Annotated in this window: 18 protein-coding genes and 2 riboswitches; of the genes, 4 read left to right on the top strand and 14 right to left on the bottom strand. The window is 61.1% G+C overall.

The features are described from left to right. The first annotated feature begins 1 nt into the window (after position 1). Positions 2-1,483 (top strand): pyridoxal phosphate-dependent decarboxylase family protein, encoded by a 1,482-nt coding sequence (locus tag BJF97_RS14530; RefSeq protein WP_164913907.1) that lies wholly within the window; start codon positions 2-4, stop codon positions 1,481-1,483. A 342-nt stretch (positions 1,484-1,825) separates the two neighbouring features. Here the strand turns inward: BJF97_RS14530 and BJF97_RS14525 are convergent, their stop codons facing one another. Then, entirely contained in the window at positions 1,826-2,614 is a 789-nt protein-coding gene (locus BJF97_RS14525) for an SDR family NAD(P)-dependent oxidoreductase (protein WP_032695017.1), read from the bottom strand. Positions 2,615-2,730: 116 nt separating this feature from the next. Here BJF97_RS14525 and BJF97_RS14520 point away from each other — a divergent pair, with 116 nt between their 5' ends. Then, on the top strand, positions 2,731-3,279 hold the full coding sequence (locus BJF97_RS14520) for a TetR/AcrR family transcriptional regulator (protein ID WP_014838459.1): 549 nt from the start codon (positions 2,731-2,733) through the stop codon (positions 3,277-3,279). A 2-nt stretch (positions 3,280-3,281) separates the two neighbouring features. On the opposite strand, the gene BJF97_RS14515 is transcribed toward BJF97_RS14520, so the two are convergent. The 10 genes from BJF97_RS14515 to BJF97_RS14470 form a co-directional block, all read right to left on the bottom strand. Next, positions 3,282-4,025, bottom strand: a complete 744-nt coding sequence (locus BJF97_RS14515; protein ID WP_014229326.1) for a glutamine amidotransferase — start codon at positions 4,023-4,025, stop codon at positions 3,282-3,284. Positions 4,026-4,129: 104 nt separating this feature from the next. Next, positions 4,130-6,049, bottom strand: coding sequence for a penicillin-binding protein 2 (gene mrdA / locus BJF97_RS14510; protein WP_014838458.1), 1,920 nt, complete (start codon positions 6,047-6,049; stop codon positions 4,130-4,132). A gap of 185 nt (positions 6,050-6,234) precedes the next feature. Continuing rightward, positions 6,235-8,031, bottom strand: a complete 1,797-nt coding sequence (gene atzF / locus BJF97_RS14505; RefSeq protein ID WP_032695018.1) for an allophanate hydrolase — start codon at positions 8,029-8,031, stop codon at positions 6,235-6,237. Further along, a complete protein-coding gene (gene uca / locus BJF97_RS14500; RefSeq protein ID WP_032695019.1) occupies positions 8,028-11,633 on the bottom strand; it encodes an urea carboxylase in 3,606 nt (1,201 codons plus the stop codon). The genes atzF and uca overlap by 4 nt, the downstream gene beginning before the upstream one ends. A gap of 168 nt (positions 11,634-11,801) precedes the next feature. After that, entirely contained in the window at positions 11,802-12,437 is a 636-nt protein-coding gene (locus BJF97_RS14495) for an urea amidolyase associated protein UAAP2 (RefSeq protein WP_009652130.1), read from the bottom strand. A gap of 10 nt (positions 12,438-12,447) precedes the next feature. Further along, a complete protein-coding gene (locus BJF97_RS14490) occupies positions 12,448-13,176 on the bottom strand; it encodes an urea amidolyase associated protein UAAP1 (RefSeq protein ID WP_032695020.1) in 729 nt (242 codons plus the stop codon). 4 nt (positions 13,177-13,180) lie between these two features. Further along, entirely contained in the window at positions 13,181-13,957 is a 777-nt protein-coding gene (locus BJF97_RS14485) for an ABC transporter ATP-binding protein (RefSeq protein ID WP_014838454.1), read from the bottom strand. Beyond that, positions 13,954-14,769, bottom strand: a complete 816-nt coding sequence (locus BJF97_RS14480; RefSeq protein ID WP_009652192.1) for an ABC transporter permease — start codon at positions 14,767-14,769, stop codon at positions 13,954-13,956. The genes BJF97_RS14485 and BJF97_RS14480 overlap by 4 nt, the downstream gene beginning before the upstream one ends. Before the next feature lie 24 nt (positions 14,770-14,793). After that, positions 14,794-15,852, bottom strand: a complete 1,059-nt coding sequence (locus BJF97_RS14475; RefSeq protein WP_014838452.1) for a putative urea ABC transporter substrate-binding protein — start codon at positions 15,850-15,852, stop codon at positions 14,794-14,796. Positions 15,853-15,909: 57 nt separating this feature from the next. Further along, positions 15,910-16,008, bottom strand: a riboswitch (guanidine-I (ykkC/yxkD leader). A gap of 212 nt (positions 16,009-16,220) precedes the next feature. Continuing rightward, complete coding sequence (locus BJF97_RS14470; protein WP_032695021.1) at positions 16,221-16,823, bottom strand: helix-turn-helix domain-containing protein; 603 nt, start codon at positions 16,821-16,823, stop codon at positions 16,221-16,223. 43 nt (positions 16,824-16,866) lie between these two features. Between BJF97_RS14470 and BJF97_RS14465 the strand changes: the two genes are divergently transcribed. Then, on the top strand, positions 16,867-17,559 hold the full coding sequence (locus BJF97_RS14465; protein ID WP_014229318.1) for a B3/B4 domain-containing protein: 693 nt from the start codon (positions 16,867-16,869) through the stop codon (positions 17,557-17,559). 45 nt (positions 17,560-17,604) lie between these two features. Here the strand turns inward: BJF97_RS14465 and BJF97_RS14460 are convergent, their stop codons facing one another. The 3 genes from BJF97_RS14460 to BJF97_RS14450 form a co-directional block, all read right to left on the bottom strand. Beyond that, positions 17,605-18,237 carry a LysE family translocator gene (locus BJF97_RS14460; RefSeq protein ID WP_014229317.1) on the bottom strand — a complete coding sequence of 211 codons (633 nt, stop codon included), beginning with the start codon at positions 18,235-18,237 and terminating at the stop codon, positions 17,605-17,607. A gap of 20 nt (positions 18,238-18,257) precedes the next feature. Further along, positions 18,258-18,337, bottom strand: a riboswitch (ZMP/ZTP riboswitch). Between the two features lie 50 nt (positions 18,338-18,387). After that, positions 18,388-18,855 carry a DMT family transporter gene (locus tag BJF97_RS14455; protein ID WP_025108281.1) on the bottom strand — a complete coding sequence of 156 codons (468 nt, stop codon included), beginning with the start codon at positions 18,853-18,855 and terminating at the stop codon, positions 18,388-18,390. A 9-nt stretch (positions 18,856-18,864) separates the two neighbouring features. Continuing rightward, positions 18,865-19,299: a DMT family transporter gene (locus BJF97_RS14450; RefSeq protein ID WP_004850792.1), complete on the bottom strand. Its 435-nt coding sequence runs from the start codon at positions 19,297-19,299 to the stop codon at positions 18,865-18,867. Between the two features lie 99 nt (positions 19,300-19,398). Here BJF97_RS14450 and BJF97_RS14445 point away from each other — a divergent pair, with 99 nt between their 5' ends. After that, the gene (locus BJF97_RS14445) at positions 19,399-20,331 is read left to right on the top strand and encodes a LysR family transcriptional regulator (RefSeq protein ID WP_032695022.1); all 933 of its coding nucleotides are present in this window, start codon (positions 19,399-19,401) and stop codon (positions 20,329-20,331) included. Positions 20,332-20,559 lie beyond the last annotated feature (228 nt).

Here is a 20,559-nt window from a genome sequence, read left to right as displayed (position 1 = left end):
AGTGACCGCAATGTCCAAGTTGAATCCGATTCTTGCTGGTTCCGCGCAAAGTATTGATGCCTACCAGCAAGCGATCGCCCAGACCAGCCAGGCGGTAGCGCAGTGGCTGCAGCAGCCTGAAATGTATCAGGGGAAAAGCGTTGACGAACTGCGTGAGCGCATCACCCTTGATTTCAACGAACAGGGTCTGGGCAACCAGGCGGCGATTGAACGTGCGATCGAGTACTTCCTGAAAGACAGCCTGTCGGTACATCACCCGCAGTGCGTGGCGCATCTGCACTGCCCGAGCCTGGTGATTAGCCAGGCGGCGGAAGTGCTGATTAACGCCACCAACCAGAGCATGGACTCCTGGGACCAAAGCCCGTCAGCCACCATCATCGAGATCAAGCTGATTGAATGGCTGCGCGCTCAGGTCGGCTACGGCGCCGGCGATGCGGGCGTTTTCACCAGCGGCGGCACCCAGAGCAACATGATGGGCCTGATGCTGGCGCGCGATGCCTTCTTTGCCCGCCGGGGTCATTCCATCCAGCAGGATGGTTTGCCGGGCGATATTCGTCAGTACAAAGTGCTGTGTTCAGAAAACGCCCACTTCTCGGTGCAGAAGAACATGGCGCTGATGGGCCTCGGCTACCGTTCCGTAACGCTGGTGAAAACCGACGAATTCGCGCGGATGGACGTGGCGGATCTGAAAGCGAAAATCGCCGAGGGGCAGGCTAACGGCGAACAGATTATGGCCATCGTCGCCACCGCCGGCACCACCGACGCGGGGGCAATCGACCCGCTGCGCGAGATTGCGGCCGTCGCGGCTGAGCACCAGATCTGGCTGCACGTTGACGCGGCCTGGGGCGGCGCGCTGCTGATGTCCGAGAAGTATCGCGATCGTCTGGACGGCATTGACTTAGTGGACTCCATCACCCTGGATTTCCACAAGCAGTTCTTCCAGACCATCAGCTGCGGCGCGTTTCTGTTAAAAGAAGCCCGTCACTATGAGCTGATGCGCTATCAGGCGGCCTATCTGAACTCTGAGTTCGATGAAGAGCACGGCGTACCGAACCTGGTATCCAAATCGCTGCAGACCACCCGCCGCTTCGACGCGCTGAAGCTGTGGATGGGCCTGGAGGCGCTGGGCCAGAAGCAGTACGCGGAAATCATCGATCACGGCGTGACGATGGCGCTGAACGTGGCGGATTACGTCAAAACGCAGCCGACGCTGGAGCTGGTCATGCAGCCGCAGCTGGCGAGCGTGCTGTTCCGTTCCCGTCCGCAGCAGATGGCGGGCAGCGACGATGCCGCGGTCGCCCTGCTCAACCAGCGGGTTGGCGATGCGCTGCTGGCTTCCGGTCGCGCTAACGTCGGCGTGACCGAGCACAACGGCGTCACCTGTCTGAAGCTGACGCTGCTGAACCCGATCGTGACGTTAGAGGACGTGAAGGTGCTGCTGAGTCTGGTAGAGCGTACCGCCCAGGAGCTGCTGGCGCAGTAAATTTGTTTTCGCATTAACCTTGAAAGCCGATAACTCACCTTATCGGCTTTTTTAATGGTTTTTTGCCCTGAATTTGTGACGTTGTCACGATATTGAGGCTACCGGCCTGAAGATGGCTGTGAACCTGTAGCCCAGACAGGTGCGCAGCACCGCCTCCGGGTATTCTGCCACTCAGCGCTCTTCTCCCGGGGGCGGCGCAAAGCGCCTGCCCGGGCTACCGGCCCGATGATGGCTGTGCGCAGCACTGCCTTCCAGAGGCGTTGTATCCGTGCCGGGCGTGACATGGCGGGATGTTGTCGCACCGTGTATCGACTCTCCTTTCCGATACACGGTGCGACAAACTCACGATCGCGACAGGTAACGGGCCGCGGGTTCAGATTGCGCAAAGCCGGGGAGCATGGCCTGACGCGTCGTGTTCAGCGCCTGCCACTGCGTTTCATCATGCAGCGGCGGTATGGTCACCGATTCGCGGCGGTCGAACCCCACCAGGGCGGCATCCACCAGTTTATCCACCTCCATGAGGCCGGGAATGGTATCCACGTCTTTGCCGCTGTGCTGCCAAATCTCGGTGCGCGTTGCCGCCGGCAGTACCGCCTGAACGTATACGCCTTTCGCGCTCAGCTCAACGTCGAGCCCCTGCGAGAGAAACAGCACAAAGGCTTTCGCGGCGCCGTAGACGGTCAACCCCATTTCCGGACCCAGCCCAACGACCGACGCAATGTTGACAATCGCCCCCTCTCCGGCCTCGGCCAGACGCGGCGCGATCGCGTTCGCCAGGCGAGCCACAGAGGTCACGTTGAGGGTAATCAGGCGAGTGATATCGTCACTGCTCTGGTGGAGGAAATCACCGGGAATCGAGGTGCCGGCATTGTTGACCAGAATCCTGATACGCGCGTCTTCCCGCAGCCGCTGCTCCACGGCGGCGATGTCGCTATCCTGGGTTAAGTCGGCCTGCAGGATGTCGACCTGAACGCCGGTTTCGTCGCGCAGCCGCTCGGCCAGCGCCGTCAGCCGCTCGTGATTACGCGCGACCAGCACCAGGTCGTGGCCGCGGCGGGCAAAACGTTCGGCATAGACTGCGCCAATTCCGGTCGATGCGCCGGTTACCAGCACCGCTGATTCACTGCTCATAGGTGTACTCCTCAATTTATACATGATGGTCGTCATGTATAATGGCACGGGCTGGGTATGCTGTAAATAATGTTATATGATGGTCATCATAAATAATTTCGCAGCAGGACGACGCCATGAGAGTGAGCAGAAAACAGGTTGAAGAGAATAAGCAGACAATCCTGACCGCCGCCGGACGGTTGTTTCGCGAGCGGGGTTTTGACGCGGTCACGGTCACCGATATTATGAAATCAGCCGGTCTGACCCACGGCGGATTCTACGGCTACTTCAAATCGAAGGATGACCTGATCGCCCAAACCCTCGCGGAACTGAAGATAGAGAACGACGCGGCGAAAAACGACGTCGTCGCGCAAATCGAGCGTTATCTTTCCCCCGAACATCGGGATAATTTTGCCAGCGGCTGCCCGCTGGCGGCGCTGGCGGCGGAAACCATCCGCCAGTCCGAGCCCGCGCGTGACGAAATGAGCGCACGGCTGCAGCAGCAGATAGCGCAGCTCAGTGAAGCGATGGATGATCGGGACGCTGAAGCCAGCCGCCGCGCGGCGATTGGCAGCTGGTCGGCCATGGTCGGCGCGTTAATTCTGGCGCGGATGACCGCGGATTCAGCGTTTTCCGACGAAATCCTCGGTGAAACGGCGGCCTGGCTCGCGGAAAAACAGCGCTGAGGTTAAGCCGGGTTCAGGTCTGGCTGCAGGTAGCCTGCGACAAAGCGGGTCAGAATCGCCGAGGCCACCGGGCTCTCCACAACGTCACGACTCAGCCTGTCCGGGTCAACCCCCTCGTTGCGCAGCGCCGCCTGGCGGAACGCGATCAGCGAGCGGGCAATCGCCGGGGTGATCTCCGGATGAAACTGCGTAGAAACGGCATGCGCGCCGTAGCGTACAATCTGGTGAGGGTCGTGCTGCGACGAAGCCAGCACCTTTGCCCCTGGCGGTAATCGGGTGACCGTTTGCATATGCGTGAGGTGCGCGCTGAACGGCGCCGGGTGGTCAGCCAGCAGACGATCCGCCAGGCCGTGTGCGGACAGCGAAATGGTTTTACTCCCGGCTTCGCGTCCGGCTGGATGGTAGTCCACCTCACCCCCCAGGGCGTGCGCCATCAGCTGATGCCCGTAGCAGACGCCAAACAGCGGCATCTCTATCGCCATCGCCTCGCGGATCCAGGCCGCGGTCATTTCACTCCACGGCAGGCGTTCGGTCACCATATCCCAGGAGCCGGTAATCACCGCGATGGTCGCGTTATCCGGCGCGGGAAGCGGCTCTCCGGCATAGACGCGCGCCACGCTGATTTTATTGCGCCACGGCGCCAGTAAATTGCCAAACCAGAGGGGAAGATCGCCGTGGTCGGAGACGATTTCATCCGGCGGAGTCCCGGTTTGTACAAGAAGAAGCGTATTTCGGCTTAACGACATCAGAGCGCCTTTTTTCACAGCAACACAGAACGCTACTATGAGCAAAAGCGCCGGCGGCGGCAAATAACCAATCCGCTAACGCTTATGCTCAGAGTGAATAACGTTTACTGCGCGTCGGCGCTCTCCACCTGCGGCACCGTCGACGTCGCGCCCTGTTCCGCCGGCGCGTTGGCCGGGTCGAAGATATGGTCGAGGATGGCGCGCGCCGTCGGTCCCGCAACCACGCCATCGCCGCCGCCGTTCTCCAGAATCAGCGCCATCGCCACCTTCGGATGCTGATAGGGGGCAAACAGGGTATAGAAGATATGGTCGCGCAGGCGCACCGGGATCATCTTCGCGTTGTAGGTCTGGTTCTCCTTCAGGCTGAAGACCTGGGACGTCCCGGATTTTGCGGCGATCTGGTACGGCGCGGTATGGAACAGCTTATAGCCGGTGCCGTTTGGCAGGTTCGCCATGCCGTACATGCCGTTGCGCACCACGCCCCAGTACGGCGAATGCGGATCGCCAACCTGCGGCAGATCCTGCGGCGGCTGATAGCGCTCGACCTTATTACCCTGCTTCATGGAGTAAAGCAGATGCGGATTTTGCACTTTGCCGTTGTTAATCAGGGTCGTCAGCGCCTTGACCATCTGGATCGGCGTGGCAATCCAGTAGCCCTGACCGATACCGACGGAAATGGTATCCCCCTGATACCACGGTTTTTTATGCACCCGCTGTTTCCACTCCCGGCTCGGCAGCACCCCGGCATACTCTTCGTTAAGATCGATGCCGGTAGACTGACCGTAGCCAAACTTGCTTAGCCACTCGTGAATGCGGTCGATACCCATCTCAAACGCCACCTGATAGAAGAAGGTATCCGCCGATTCTTCTATCGCTTTGGTGACGTTAAGCATGCCGTGGCCGCTCTTCAGCCAGTCGCGGTAGCGGCGCTGGGTCCCCGGCAGCGTCCAGGTCGGCGCGCCGAAGAAGGAGGTGGTTGGCGTGATTACGCCCGCCGACAGCGCCGACAGCGCCATGTAGGGCTTCACCGTCGATGCGGGCGGATAGAGACCCTGGGTGACCCGGTTAATCAGCGGCCGGTCCGGGTTATCGAGCAGCGAACGGTAGGCCTGATAGCCGATGCCCCTGACAAAGGGATTGGGATCGTAGCTGGGGCTCGACACCATGGCCAGCACGCCGCCATCGCGCGGATCGACGGCCACTACCGCCGCGCGCTGCCCCTTCAGCACCGATTCGATATACTGCTGCAGGTGCAGATCCAGCGTCAGGTAGATGTTCTTCCCGGCCACCGGCGGGACCTCTTTTAGCAGACGCACGACCCGCCCGTGGTTATCCACTTCCACTTCCTGATAGCCGGTGGTGCCGTGCAGCGCTTTCTCGTAGTAGCCTTCAATGCCCTGCTTGCCGATATTGTGGTCGGCGGCGTAGTTCTCTTCTTCCCCGGCTTTGGCCAGCTTTTGCAGATCGCTGTCGTTGATCTTCGAGACATAGCCAACCACGTGCGCCAGTTCGGCGCCGTAGGGGTAAGCGCGCTGCTGATAGCTCTCCACCGTGACGCCAGGGAAGTGAAACTCATTGACCGCAAAACGCGCTACTTCAACATCGCTCAGGTCCGATTTTAACGTCACCTCTTTGTAGCGGCTGTTGTGGTGCATATCGTCGCGGAAGTCGGCGATATCCTGCGGGGTTAAATCAACGATCGGCGTCAGCTGCTGCAGCAGCGCCGTCATATCGGCGATTTTGCTCGGGATCACCTGCAAACGGTAGAGGGTAATATTTTGTACCAGCGGGATGCCGTTGCGGTCGAAAATTAGCCCCCGGCTCGGCGCGATGGGCAGCATTTTAATGTCGTTCTGGTTTGAACGCGTCTGATAAAAGTCGTGCTGATCCACCTGCAGGCGGTAAAGATTAAGGATCAGGATGGCGAAGCAAATCACCACCAGTAGAAACGCAATGACGGCACGGCGGACAAATAGCATCTTTTCCGCTGAATGGTCGCGAATTTCATCTCTCATTAGGGACATTAGCGGTCATTTACCTGGGTTACAAAGTGCCTGAAAAGGGAAAAGCGGGGAAGAATAGCGTTATCGCAGCGGGAGCCCTACCGAAAGGTTGCTAATGATCTGGCAGAAATGTTTCAGCATGTTAGAAATTTAAGGTGACAGTGTCACCAATCCCCTCCATCAAAAAGCGATGGAGGGGTTGTAGTTTAACGTGCCAGCCAGGCGCGCCAGCCGCCGTAGGCGGTAATCTCCGTGGCTTCGCCTAATCCATTGGCTTCGCAGATAAAGCCCGCTAACCGGCGTCCGTCGGCAAGCTCAACTTTTCCCAGGCCCAGCGGCGCGGGGATGGCCGCCAGCAGCGAACCGACCTCCGCGCTGGGTAGCTCCCACACTTCAACCGCGATCGACGCCCCGCCGCTATCGGCGCGAACCATCGCCGGGCGTTTGCCGTCCGCGAGAGCGTATAAACGATAGTGTGGCGCGCTGCGGGTCGCCTGCAGCAGCCGACCGCCCCGCGCCAGCAGCTGGCCGTTAAGCGGCAGGCCAGAGAGATGAGCGCCGCAAACAACCAGCGCCATTCGGTCATGGCCGGCGACGCGTTCAGGCGGCGGGGTCTCCAGCCGCGCTCCGCCCGCCAGCGGCAGCCGCTCAGCGCGCTGAAACGCATCGGCCAGGCCCAGTAAATACTGGTCGGTAAAGGCCCGGCCAAACAGCGTGACGCCCGAAGGCAATCCGTCCGGCATAAATCCGCATGGCACGCTCACCGCGGCATAGTCCAGCAGGTTCATAAAGTTGGTGTAGTACCCGAGATCGGCGTTGCGCGCGATCGGCTCCGCCTCCAGCTCGTCAAGCGTCACCGGGCGCGGATAGGTTGGCGTCAGCACGCAGTCCAGGGTCTCGAGTATCGCGTCGCACCGGGCTTTGTACTGCTGTAGCTGATAGATCGCCGTAAAGGTCGCCGTGGCGTCGGTGCCCGGCGCTTTTGCCAGCACGTCGCGAATAACCGGCAGTACCGCCTCCGGCTGCCGCGCCATCAGCGGACCGACCACCGCGTAGCGTTCGGCGACCCACGGCCCGTCATACAGCAGCCGGGCTGCCGCCAGAAACGGCGTGAAATCAATCTCAACTGCCACCCCGCCCAGCGCCGTCAGCCGTTGCCGGGCCTGGGAAAACAGGCGTTCGCTTGCGCGGCAGCCGAGGAAATTGAGCTCGCGCGGAACGCCAAAACGAAACCCCGCGGACGGCCTGCCGAACGCCTGACGGCTGTTCCACTGAGGATTACGACGGCTCCAGGCGTCCTGCGGATCGCACTGTGCGACGAGCGCCAGCAGCTGGCTGGCCTCGTCGGCGGTGGGGCTGAAAAAGGTCACGCAGTCTAACGTACGACAGGCGGGGACCACCCCTGCGGTGGATATCAGCCCTTTACTGGCCTTCAGACCCACCAGGTTATTCAGCCCTGCCGGGACGCGGCCGCTACCGGCGGTATCCGTGCCCAACGAGAAGCTGGCAACGCCCAGCGCCACCGCCAGCGCGGAACCGGCGCTGGAACCGCCGGAGGGATACTCCGCATGATAGCTATTGCGGCAGCGACCGTACGGCGATCGGGTACCGTTCAGGCCGGTAGCGAACTGATCGAGATTGGTTTTACCGACCGGCACGGCGCCCAGCGCAATCAGCTGAGCGACAATCGTCGCACTCTGCTCCGCCCGATACGCAAACGCCGGACAGGCCGCGGTGGTGACAATCTCCGCCAGATCGATATTGTCTTTGATGGCGAACGGCACGCCGTACAGCGGCAGCGCGGCCGGCGAGAGGTCATCCAGCGCCGCCAGAAACGGCTCCTGCTCCTCTTCGCTCAGAATATGGATAAACAGCCTGAACTCGGGGTTAAGCGCCTGCGCCCGCTGGCGGATGTCCGCCAGCACGCTGCGCGGCGTGGTTTTACCGGTGCGGTAACGCTCCGCCAGGGTTGCCAGGCGTAAATCAAACGTCTGCTGCATCATGCCTTCTCCTCAATAATCACCGCCACCCGCTGCCCGGCGCGTACCGCGCTGCCCGGCTGCACGTGAACCTGTTGAATAACGCCATCGCAGGGGGCCAGCAGCGGGATCTCCATCTTCATCGACTCCAGCACGACCAGCACATCCCCCGCGCGGACCCGGCTGCCTGCCGCCGTTTGTACTTGCCACAGGTTTCCGGAAATCGGGCTTTCCACCCCCTGTTCACCCTGCCGCAGCGGCGCGTCTCCGCCCTCATCCACGGCGCTCTCCTGGCTGTCAAAATGGGCCTGCCCGCTGGCTATCCAGCGATCGCGTTCGGCGTTAAACGCCTGCTGCTGATGCTCGCGAAACGCGCCGATGCTGTGCGCTTCACGGCGGAGAAACTGCTGGTATTCCGCCAGCCGCAGCGTGCTGTGCTCAATGCGCAGCGGGTAGCGTCCGAGCGGGAAATCGCGGCGAATTTGCAGCAGCTCTTCGGCCGAAACCGGATAGAAACGCAGTTGGTCGAAGAAACGCAGCAGCCAGGGTTTGCCGGCAAAATCCGCTACCTCACGATAGCGATTCCACATCTGCAGGGTCCGGCCAACGAACTGATAGCCGCCGGGCCCCTCCATGCCGTAGACGCACAGATAGGCCCCGCCGATGCCGACCGAGTTTTCCGCCGTCCAGGTGCGCGCCGGGTTGTACTTGGTGGTAACCAGGCGATGGCGCGGGTCAAGCGGCGTCGCCACCGGCGCGCCGAGATAAACATCGCCCAGCCCCATCACCAGATAGCTGGCGTCAAATACCGTATTCCATACCGCCTGTTCATCGGGCAGATCGTTGATGCGACGGATAAATTCCAGATTACTCGGGCACCAGGGCGCGTCCTGGCGCACGGTGGTCATATATTTATCGATTGCCCTGCGGCAGGCCGGATCGTCCCAGGAGAGCGGCAGATGCACCACGCGCGTCGGCACCTGCAGATCGTCGCTCAGGCAGACCGTGGACCACTCGCTGCGCACCCACGCCAGCAGCGTCTCAAGGGGCAACGTTTCCGGCTGAAAATGGATTTGCAGCGAGCGAATCCCCGGGGTGATATCGATCGCGCCGTCTCTTGATTGCGCTTCCAGGGCCTGCATCAGGGCGTGAATGCGGAAACGCAGAACCAGATCCAGCTCCGGCTCCCCGGCTTCCAGCAGCAGATGCGTATCGCCGGAGAGTCGCGCCACCAGGCGTTTGTCCGCCTCGCCGCAGGTCATCACGACAGGCGACGTCAGCGGCGCGGGCTGCCAGGCTATCGCCTGGTGACTTAGGGTCGCCAGCTCGGCGCGCCGCCCTTCCGCCAGCCGCCGGGCGGTGGGTAAATCCACCGCCACGAAACGCACCTTATCCCCGGCCTTGAGCTGGCCTAACTGCCAGAGGTCGGCTTCAATCACCGTGACCGGGCAGACAAAACCGCCGAGGCTCGGCCCGTCCGGTCCAAGGATCACCGGCATATCGCCGGTAAAATCGACCGCGCCCACCGCGTAAGGGTTATCGTGAATATTCGACGGATGCAGCCCCGCTTCGCCGCCGCTGTCGCGGGCCCACAGCGGCTTGGGGCCAATCAGGCGCACGCCGGTGCGGCTGGAGTTAAAGTGGACCGCCCACTCCGTGGCGAAGAACGTCGCAATATATTCCGGCGCAAAGAATTCCGGCGCGCCGTGGGGGCCGTAAATCACCCGCAGCGTCCGCACCTCAGCCAGCGCGGTGCGTAGCGCGGCGGGCAGTTGATCCCCGCTTCTGGCGGCGGCGTGCGGCGCCAGATGCAGCACGTCGCCTCCGCGCAGCGCCCGTCCGCCGTGGCCGCCAAACTGGCCGAGGGTAAAGGTGCTTTTACTCCCCAGATAGTCTGGTACCTGAATGCCGCCGCTCAGGCAGAGATAGCTTCTGACCCCCGCGCCGCTTATCGCGCCCAGCTTCAGGGTCGCCCCCGCCGGAATAGTCAATACGCAGTCCAGCGGCTGGTCTACGCCATCGAGCGTCACCGCCAATGGCGCGCCGCACACCACCGCCTGAACGTCGGTATTAAATTTCAGGGTCGGCCCGTTGAGGGTGATTTCCAGCGCGGCCGCTCCCTCGGCATTGCCCAGCAGGCGGTTGCCGAGACGCAGGGCGCGATCGTCCATCGGCCCCGACGGCGGTACGCCCACCGCCCAGTACCCCAAACGTCCCGGATAGTCCTGCACGCTGGTCTGGGTTCCGGCGCTCAGCACCTCCACGGTCGCCGCGCGGTAGCGCAGCTGCTCAAGGCAGCGGGTCCAGGGCTCGCCTTCGGTAAAGGGCGCAAAGCCAAGAATTTGTTGCAGGTACACGCGGTTAGTTTCTACGCCGTACAGGCGGGTCTCCGCCAGCGCCTGCGCCAGGCCGGCGATAGCCTCATCGCGGCTGGGGCGCCAGGCGATCGCTTTTGCCAGCATCGGGTCGAAGAACGGCGGGACTTCGCACCCGGCCTCCACCCAGCGGTCAATACGCAGGGCTGCGCCGTCCGCCGGCGGAAAGAAGACGTCCGTTAACAGTCCGGGAGAAGGCTGGAATTGCCGCCCCGGATCTTCGGCGTAAATTCGCGCCTGGATAGCGTGGCCCTGGGGCCGTAACCCGGCGGCCAGCTCAGGTAGCGGAGGCAGTGCCCCCGCCGCCAGCTCAATCATCCAGCGCACCAGGTCAACGCCCCACACCTGCTCCGTGACGCCGTGTTCGACCTGAAGCCGGGTATTTACCTCGAGGAAATAAAACTGCCGCGCCGCGCTGTCGTAGACAAACTCCACCGTCCCGGCGCTGCGGTAGCTCACCGCTTTACCCAACGCGATAGCCGCCGCGCATAGCGCCTGCGCCATCCCGTCAGGCAGATTCGGCGCGGGCGTCTCTTCAATCACTTTCTGGTTACGTCGCTGGACTGAACAGTCGCGCACGCCGAGCGCGATGACCTCTCCCCGCCCGTCGCCGAAGATTTGTACCTCCAGATGGCGGGCGCGTTCGATATATTTTTCGAGAAATACCCCGCCGTCGCTGAAGTTGTTTTGTCCCAGCCGCTGCACCGCGGCAAACGCCTCAATCAGCTCACGGGCGTCGCGACAGACGCGCATGCCAATCCCGCCGCCGCCGGCGGTGCTTTTGAGCATGACCGGATAGCCCACCGCCTCAGCCGCCCGGCAGGCTTCGCCGCTGTCGGCCAGCAGCTCGCTGCCTTCCAGCAGCGGCACGCCCTCGGCTTTGGCTAAGGCCCGAGCGGTATGCTTCAGGCCGAAGGTGCGCAGCTGTTGCGGAGTGGGGCCGACAAACGCCACCCCCGCCGCCTCGCAGGCCTCAGCGAAGGCCGCGTTTTCAGACAGAAAGCCGTAGCCGGGGTGGATCGCTTTGGCGCCGCTCTGCTGCGCGGCAGCGAGGATCTTCTCCGTCACCAGATAGGTTTGCGCCGCCGGGCCGTCGCCGAGGCTTAACGCTTCATCCGCGTCGCGGATATGCAGACTACTCAGGTCAGCTTCGGAATAGACGGCGACGCCTTTCACCTGCATCGCGCGCAGGGTGCGCAGAATGCGGCAGGCGATGGCGCCGCGGTTGGCAATCAGTAAGGTATCAAACATAAGCGCAACTCACAGGGTCGCGGGTCGTCCCGCAAAAAGTCGATGTTCCCCTGAGGTCGTCCCCGGGGTGAACCGGCGCTTAAGGTTTGCGCGTCGGCGTACTGTTCAGGCGGTCGGCGCGGACGGCGAAGAGCCGAAAGGCCAGCAGACGCCAGCGCTGCCAGCGGGTCAGTTCCATACCAGCACCTCGGCGGGCGTGGGGTTCCAGCCATTGCAGGGATTATTTAACTGCGGACAGTTGGAAATCAGCACCACGGCGTTGCACTCGGCGCGCAGCTCAACGTATTTCCCCGCCGCCGATATCCCGTCCTCAAAGGTCAGACCGCCTTCCGGCGTCACCGGGACGTTCATAAAAAAGTTAATGTTGGCGCCGATATCGCGCTTATGCAGGCGGCCATCGTGCAGGCAGGCGCAGAGGAAATTATCCCGACAGCTGTGCATATAGCGTTTATCCTGGGCGTAGCGCACGGTGTTGCTCTCCTGGGCACAGGCGCCGCCGAGGGTATCGTGGCGACCGCAGGTGTCGGCAACGATGGTCAGCAGCGGATTGCCCAGATTGGAATAGAGTACGCTGCCGGTAGTCAGGTAGGCATTGCCCTGGCGGCGCAGCGTGCGCTGCGGATCGTAGCGTTCTCGGGGGTTATCGGCGTTGTAAAACAGGGTATCAATGGCCTGGTTGCCTTCGAGGTCAAGCAGGCGCAGGGTTTGCCCTTTTTGTACCTCAAACAGCCAGGGTTCCCCTGCCGGGATCACATGGCGATAGACGGCATCTTCGGGACGACGGTTACTGGCGATCAGGGTCATCGCAGCCTCCTTACAGGGCAAAAAGTTGGGTGTTGAGGAACGCGCGCTGGTTTTCATCGCGGGTAAAGAGCGCTTCCGCGGCCGCCTGCGCATCGTCAGCCTGGTACCAGCTCAGCTGGATCGGCCGCGGAGCGTACTCAGCGGCAGGGTCCTGAGGATGCGGCAGCGCGGTCAGCACCATGAGGACATCCATCGGCGCAAACAGCTCAACGTAATCTCCGGCGCGGCTGTTGGCGGAAATAAACTGAAAACGGCCATCCTCATCGACCGTGACTTTGCTGAAGAAGTTAACCACCATCAGCAGATCCTCCAGGCCCAGATCCCATTTACCCATTTCAACCAGCAGGTTATCGACGCCGTTGCGGTAGAAGCCGTTGCGCAGCTCCTGGTAGCGTCCTGCGCCATATTTTTCACGCGTCTCGTTGGCGTTGAGTATGCCGCCGAACGGGTCGTGCCAGCCGCAGCTGTCGGCAACAATCCCGGCCAGAACGCGCCCCATATCGGAGTAGAAACAGTGCCCGGCGGTCAGGCGCGCGGTGTGCTGGCCCTTGAGGGTATCCGGCAGATTCAGGCGCTCACTCTTCTCATGGGGATTCAGCATCATCATGCTGACGTTGGCCCCGCCGTCGATATCGGTCAGGCGCAGGATCTGCCCTTTGCGCAAAATCAATGAGGTGTGCGCCCCGCCGGGTAGCCGCTCTTCGCGCAGGCTGGGGGATGAGTGAAAAAGTGCGGTCATCAAACTATCTCCTTAATGCGTAAACGTTATTGTCGCTGCCGGTGGTCATCTGCGACATCCGCGCTTCATTGAGCGGAATATCGTAGGTAACGCGCGCACCCCAGGCGTTGGGCGCCTGCGGATCGATGCGCACTTTGTCGAAAACCAGCAGCCGGGTGCCAAGGTTGAAGCCCTCCGCGAGGTCGTGGGTGACCATAAAAACCGTCATCCGCGTTTCGCTCCACAGCTGGAGCAGCAGCCCGTGCATATCCTTGCGAATACCGGGATCCAGCGCGCCGAAGGGTTCATCAAGCAGCAGTACGCGCGGCTGCATGACGAAAGCCTGGGCGATCGCCAGCCGCTGCTGCATCCCGCCGGAGAGCTGCGCCGGATATTTATTCAGCGCGTGCCCCAGCCCGACTTTCTCCAGCATCCGCTGCGCCCGTTCGCGCGCGTCGCGTTTCCTGCCGGCAAACAGCCGGCCAAACAGCGGTGACGCCGGGAGTTCGAGGCCAATGGCGACGTTATCCAGCACGTTGAGGTGCGGGAAAACCGAATAACGCTGAAACACCACGCCGCGGCTGCGGTCCGGCTCCGCCGCCAGCGGCTGGCCGTCGAGGGTGATTTCCCCGCGAGTCGGCTTTTCCTGGCCGAGCAGCAGGCGTAAAAACGTCGACTTTCCGCAGCCGGACGCGCCGACCATCGAACAGAACTCGCCCTCTTTCACCTGCAAATTGATGCGCTCCAGCACCACGTGGTCGCCGTACTCCTGCCAGATATTTTTGATGTCGATAAAGCTCATGCCCGGCCTCCTTCCGCCCACGGGAAACAGGCTTTGTGCAGCTGGCGCAGAGCCAGATCCATCAGCCACGCCAGCAGGGTTATCCAGATGACGTAAGGAATAATCACGTCCATCGCCATATAGCGGCGGACGAGGAATATGCGATAGCCGAGACCGGCGGTGGCGGAAATGGCCTCGGCGGAGATCAAAAACAGCCATGCGGAGCCCAGCAGCAGGCGCAGGGAGGTTATCAGCCGCGACAGCAGCTGCGGCAGCACTACCCGCAGCACCACCGTCCAGCTATTGGCGCCGAGGGTTTGCGCTTTGATAAACAGCTCCGCCGGGATTTCCCGCGCCCGCTGTTCAAGGTCGCGCGCCAGCATCGGCGTAATGCCAATAACGATAAGCATCACTTTTGATAGCTCATCCAGGCCGAAGACGATAAACAGCACCGGTAGGATCGCCAGCGGCGGGATCATCGACACCACGGTCATCAGCGGCGACAGCGCCGCGCGGTACATCGGGAACACGCCGGCGGCGATGCCGATGCCCAGGCCAATCAGCGACGAGAGCGCCAGACCAATCAGCAGGCGGCTCATACTAATCAGCGTGTCGGCCCACAGCAGATACTCGCCGCTGCGTTTATCCGGGGTGAAGGCCATCCGATCGATGGCCGCGATCATCTGCGACAGGCCGGGCAGCAGCTTATCCTGCGGGTTGGCTTCCAGCCGCACCGCCGAACCGATAAACCAGGCGGCGATCATCAGGACGAAGGGCAATAGCATCAGCGTCAGACGCATACCCTGCCGGGGATAGCGGTTAATGTGGCGCATGGCGTGGACTCCCAAGGTCAATCATTACAGCTGCCCCGCCGCCGCCAGCTTCAGATAGCTGTCGTCAAAGCGCAGTTTGCTGTTGGCGGTATCGCCGACGGTGACGCCGCCGGGGAAGGTCATGCCGATAAAGTCAGCGCTCTGCGCCCCCTCTCCCAGCAGCCCTTTATCAAAAGAGAACTGCGCCACCCGCTGCATGGTTTTTGCCAGCGCCGGCGAGGAGATAAACGTCAGGGTATCGGCAGGCGTCCAGAAGAGATGGGTTGTTTTGAGCTGCGCCCGGTAGCCCGCGAGGTCGGTGCCGGAATCGGCGGCCATTGCGCTTAGCGCCTGCGTGTCTCCGGCCTGCATTTTGGCCATCATCTCGAACCAGGCGCCGGTCAGGGCTTTACCCAGCGCCGGGTTATCTTTCAGAGTCTGAGTATTCACCACCATCATGTCGATCAGCTCGCCGGGAACCTGCGAAGAGCTAAAGACCTCCGTGGTTTGCGGCGTCTTTTTGATAACCGAAAGCTGCGGATTCCAGGCCACCGCCGCGCGTACGCCGCTGGTGCCAAAAGCCGAGACGATATCCGCATCCGAGGTATTGACCACTTTGACGTCTTTTTCCTGCAGCCCGGCTTTTTCCAGACCGCGAACCAGCAGATAGTGCGATACCGAAAGCTCCGGGAGATACACCGCCATGCCTTTCAGATCGCTGAGCTTTTTATCCGCCCCCTTCAGCACCACGCCGTCGTTGCCGTCGGAGTAGCTGCCGGTAATGAGCGCCGTGGTATCAACGCCCCCCGCCGCCGGAATGGTCAGGGCATCCATGTTGGTCATGGTGCAACCGTCAAACTGGCCCGCGGTGTACTGGTTAATGGATTCGATGTAGTCGTTCAGCTGAACGATATTGATTTTGATGCCGTATTTGCTGGCCCATTTATCGATGATCTTTTCGTTGCTGATGGTGCCCCAGGGCATCCATCCGGCATAGATAGTCCAGCAGATGTTGAACTCTTTTTTGACGGCGGCAAACGAGGGGACGCTGGCCAGCAGCGCCAGCGACAGGATAAGAGAGCGGAGGATCGGCGGTGTCTTCATGGTGGACCTCTGGTTAGCACGAGAAACGGGGGCAGCGCGACACCCAACGGTGCTGCTGTCTCCCGGGCTTTTGTCCCGCCGTGTAACCTCGCAGAGGTCGCCAGCTCTCGGACCAGACGTTCACCTGAGTGAACCGGAACCCTAGCCAGCTATTGTGTTATCTCAATTGTCTGTTGCGCTGCCTTCTGAACAGGAGTGTGCAAGGTCTATGCCAGGCGCGCAGCGCGCGTAAAATCAGCCCTACGACGGCAGGCGCCGCCGCGGCTCCCAAAAATGGGGAGTGATGATGGGGCATTGCATGGATTTGGTGCGTATGGCGTGAAGGCGGCGAGCGGTCGGGACGATAGCCGCTCGCCGGGAAACGCTTGCTAGCGCGCTTTTTCGCTCACCGTCATGGTGAATCGCGCGATCTTATCCCCGGCGTTAGCGTAGCTATGCGGGGCGTCGGTACGCGCGACGGCGGAATCCCCCTCTCGAATCAGATAGACCCCGTCGTTAACCGTCAGGGTTAAGGCGCCCTCGGTCACGAAAAGCAGCTCAGTCGTCCCCTCCCCGTGCCCCGGCGATGTGAACCTTTCTCCCGGATTGAGGCTCCACTGCCAAAGCTCAACCATATCCGGACCGCTGGTACCAGCAAGGAGCCGCGCCTTGCCGCCCTGCTCGCCCTGCCACAGCGTGGGAATCTCGCCTTCTGCAATCACCTTTACCGGCGGCGCGGTGGCGACATTGACAAAATCGGCCACGGAAACGCCCAGCGCCGAGGCCAGACGGCACAACAGCGCAATGCTGGGATTGGCCCTGCAGGCTTCAATGTCTACCAGCATACCTTTGCTGACGCCCGCGCGTCGCGACAGCTCATCCAGGGAGATCTTCTTTTCCGCCCGGTAGCGCTTAATGCGCGCCGCAACGGCTTCATTAATCATGGCGGCATCGGCGCCCGCGTCGGTCGTTATATTGACTTTATTGGTCATCGGTCGATATTATGCTTTAAAATGGTCGTTACAGGATTATCCAATGAATAGCGTATTACCGTCAATCAGCCCGCAGGTCTCCGCGCTGGCCCCCGGCTTTCGCGCCCTGAGCATTGATGTCGTTTCCGCCGCCGTACGCGCCCCCCTGGTCGGGTCCGATGCGCTCCGCTCCGCCTGCCAGGCGGTTATCGCCGGCGAGCCGCAGTGGGCGGAGGCGCATCTGCAGGCCTGGAACGAGGTATTCCGCGCCTTTGGCGCAAAACCCAAGCGGACGCCCTGCTCGGCGGAAGCCTTGCGCCGGCGGGTGCTGCGCGATGGCGAGATGGCTGCGATCGATCCCATCGTCGATCTCTATAATGCGGTGAGCCTGCGCTACGCCGTGCCGGTCGGCGGCGAAAACCTGGCGGCTTACGTTGGCGCCCCGCACCTCAAGCTCGCGGACGGCAGCGAACCGTTCGATACCGTCAAAGAGGGGCAGATCGTTCACGAATATCCCGACGCGGGAGAAGTGGTCTGGGGCGACGATCGCGGCGTGACCTGCCGACGCTGGAACTGGCGACAGGGAGTACGCACTCGTCTGAGCGTGGAGAGTCCGCGGATGTGGTTTATTCTTGAAAGCCTGCCGGAAATGCCGCTTAGCGCGCTGCAGGAGGCGGGAGAGATGCTGAGCAACGGCCTGCTGGAGATGATGCCGGAGGCGACGATCCGCTCACAGCTGATAGGGCCAGGGGCCTAAAGCCATTCCTTGCGCCCGGCAGCGTAGCGCCGCCGGGCGCAGCGATTACTTCCGCGCCTCGAAGGCAATTTTCACCGCCATCCCCGCCAGCACCGTCGCCATCAGCCAGCGCTGAAACTGCTGCCATAACGGGCGCCCCGCGAGAAACAGCGACACCTGCCCGGCCATCACCACAATCAGCGCATTAACCGCTACGCTAATGAGCGCCTGCGTCCCTCCCAGCACCAGCGACTGCGCAAGGATGCTGCCGTGTCCGGGCGAGATAAACTGCGGCAGCAGGGAGAGATACATGATGGCGATTTTAGGGTTCGCCAGGTTAGTAATAAAGCCCATCATAAACAGCTTACGGCCGCTATCGGCAGGCAGGTCGCGCACCGCAAAGACCGAGCGCCCGCCGGGCTTCACCGCCTGCCAGGCCAGATAAAGCAGATAGACCACGCCGCTGATGCGCAACGCGTCGTAAGCGTAGGGAACGGCGAAGATCAGTGCGGTAATACCGAACGCGGCGCACAGCATATAAAACACAAACCCCAGCGCTACCCCGCCGAGGGAGACCAGTCCGGCCCTTCTTCCCTGGCAAATCGAGCGTGAAATCAGATAGATCATATTCGGCCCCGGGGTCAATACCAGGCCAAGGGCAACAAGCGCGAAGGTCAGCAGCGACGGTATCTCAGGCATAGCGTATCTCCGGTAAAGTGATGTGATGCCCAGGCGCGCGGCGGCGATACCCATGCTCCCCGACAGTAACCTGTCTAAAGCGCCAGTCACAGGGTGACGAACAGTATGACCGCGGTTGGCGATGCGCGACAACTCACCTGAACAGGTGGGCTAACTCTCCTTATCTTCAGCTTTTGCCGCCGCGCTGGAGCGGTAAATAAAGAACAGCGCCAGCCCCAGACAGACGATGGCCCCCAGCCGCCCCGCTGAAAAGGCAATGGCGTCGTTACCCAGCCAGCCAAAATTATCGATCAGCAGACTCATGGCCAGTTGGCCAAAAATCACCGCCACCGTGGCCGTCGCGGTACCGATACGCTGCACCGCCACCACCATAATTACGATATAGGGAACCCCGCAAAATGCGCCCAGCAGCTGCCATTTCGGCACATCCAGCAGCGTTGTCGACTGATGGGGGGCAAAATAAAAAATCAGCAGCGCCGTGATCAAAGCGCCCACCGCAAACGTGAGAAACGCGCTACGAAATACGCCCACCTGGCTGCCCAAACGGCCGTTAATCGCCGCCTGCATACTCAGCATCGCGCCGCCGACCAGCGCCAGCAAAATCATTATGCTACTCATGTTAACTCCTCAGCTTGTGGCGATCAGAATCAGGGCGACGATGATAAACAGCAGCGCGATAACCCGCCGTCCATCGATTTTACGTTTTGCCGAACCAAACAGGCCGTAATGGTCAATCAGCAGGCTTTTGCATACCTGACCGGCCAGAATGCCGATCATCGTCATGGCGATACCGATAACCGGTACGGCGATGGTTAAGATGACGACGTAAATGGGCCCCAGTACGCCCCCGGTAAGCTGCCAGCCCGGTAAGGAGAAGAACGAGGGGCCCTGCCTGGGGCCAAACAGCAGCATCAGCAGAAAGGTTAGCGCGCTCCCGACGCTAAAAATGCTGAATGTGGCCCACAGGTCCCCTACCTGACCGGCAAGCGGCCCGAGTAGTCCGGCTTCCACGGATAACCCCATGCCGCCGGCAATCACAAGAAAAATAAGTAATAACTGCATCGTTGATATCCGATTATTGATTGGGTGGCAGAGCATAAAGCAGCGAAGTAATGTGAAAAACGATACAATCAGGGAAACACTTTTGCGGATATTGCATTAATGAGCGATGCGGGTAATGTGAATTTTCGGGCGCTACAGCTGTTTATCGCCGTCTATGACAGCCAGAGTTTCTCCGTGGTGGCGAGGCGGGAAGGCGTTTCGCCCTCGATGGTGTCGCGCGTCATTCACCAGCTTGAGGATGCGCTCGGCCAGCAGCTCTTTTATCGTAATACCCGGGCGGTGGTTCCCACCGAAGCGGGACGCCTGTTTGCCGAACATGCCAGAGGGCTCGGCGAACGGTTCAGCGTTGCCAGGCGCGACCTGCAGGACCGTCGTCTTGAGCCGGGTGGACTGGTGCGGATCAACGCCCCGGTCTATTTTGGCCAGCGCCATATCGCGCCGTGGCTGCCGGGGCTGACGCAGCGCTATCCACAGATGCAAATTGCGCTGGCGCTGACCGATGACTTTATCGATCCGCACCGCGAAGCGACCGACCTGATTTTCCGCATCGGCAGCCTGCCGGACTCCAGCGTTCATGCCAGAGTACTGGGTATGCAGCATCACTATCTGGTTGCGGCTCCGGACTATCTGCAGCGCTGCGGCACGCCGGAGAAACCGGAAGATCTTCGCCATCACAGCACGCTGGTCTACAGCGGTTCAAATGGACCTAACCGCTGGCTGTTCCGCCTCGGGGAGGGAGAATGGGTTCACTATCCGCAAACGCCGCGGCTGGCATCAAATAACGCCGATGCGCTGCTGACCGCTGCGCTGGGAGGCATGGGGGTGGTGCTCTTTCCCGACTGGATGGTCAATGAAGCCATGGGGGCTGGAAGGCTGGTTCAGCTGATGCCTCACTACAGCGCGGCGATCGGCAGCAGCCCCTCGCCGGTGTCGGCGATCTACCCTCACGCCCGCCATCCTTCGTTAAACGTACGTGCGGTAATTGACTATTTTATCGACGTTTTTGGTACGCCTTTATACTGGCAGCGCTAAGCCGTTTTACGCACTAAAATTGTCGTAACTCAAACAATCGCTCTTCGCTGGCGGGGATGATGTCTTAACGATTCCTTTACGCGTATGTTACGACTATTGTGGTTGAGTCAATACTGAACAATCAATCATTGAACAATGATATATGTTCGGTTTTTACAAAGGCATTGAACGGAAATAACTATTAAATCCGTAGACTCATTCAAATATCGCTTATTGGTAGCAGTGTAT

The organism is Klebsiella sp. LTGPAF-6F (assembly GCF_001753185.1).
Lineage (GTDB): Bacteria > Pseudomonadota > Gammaproteobacteria > Enterobacterales > Enterobacteriaceae > Klebsiella > Klebsiella michiganensis.
This window is presented reverse-complemented; position numbering and strand designations above follow the sequence as displayed.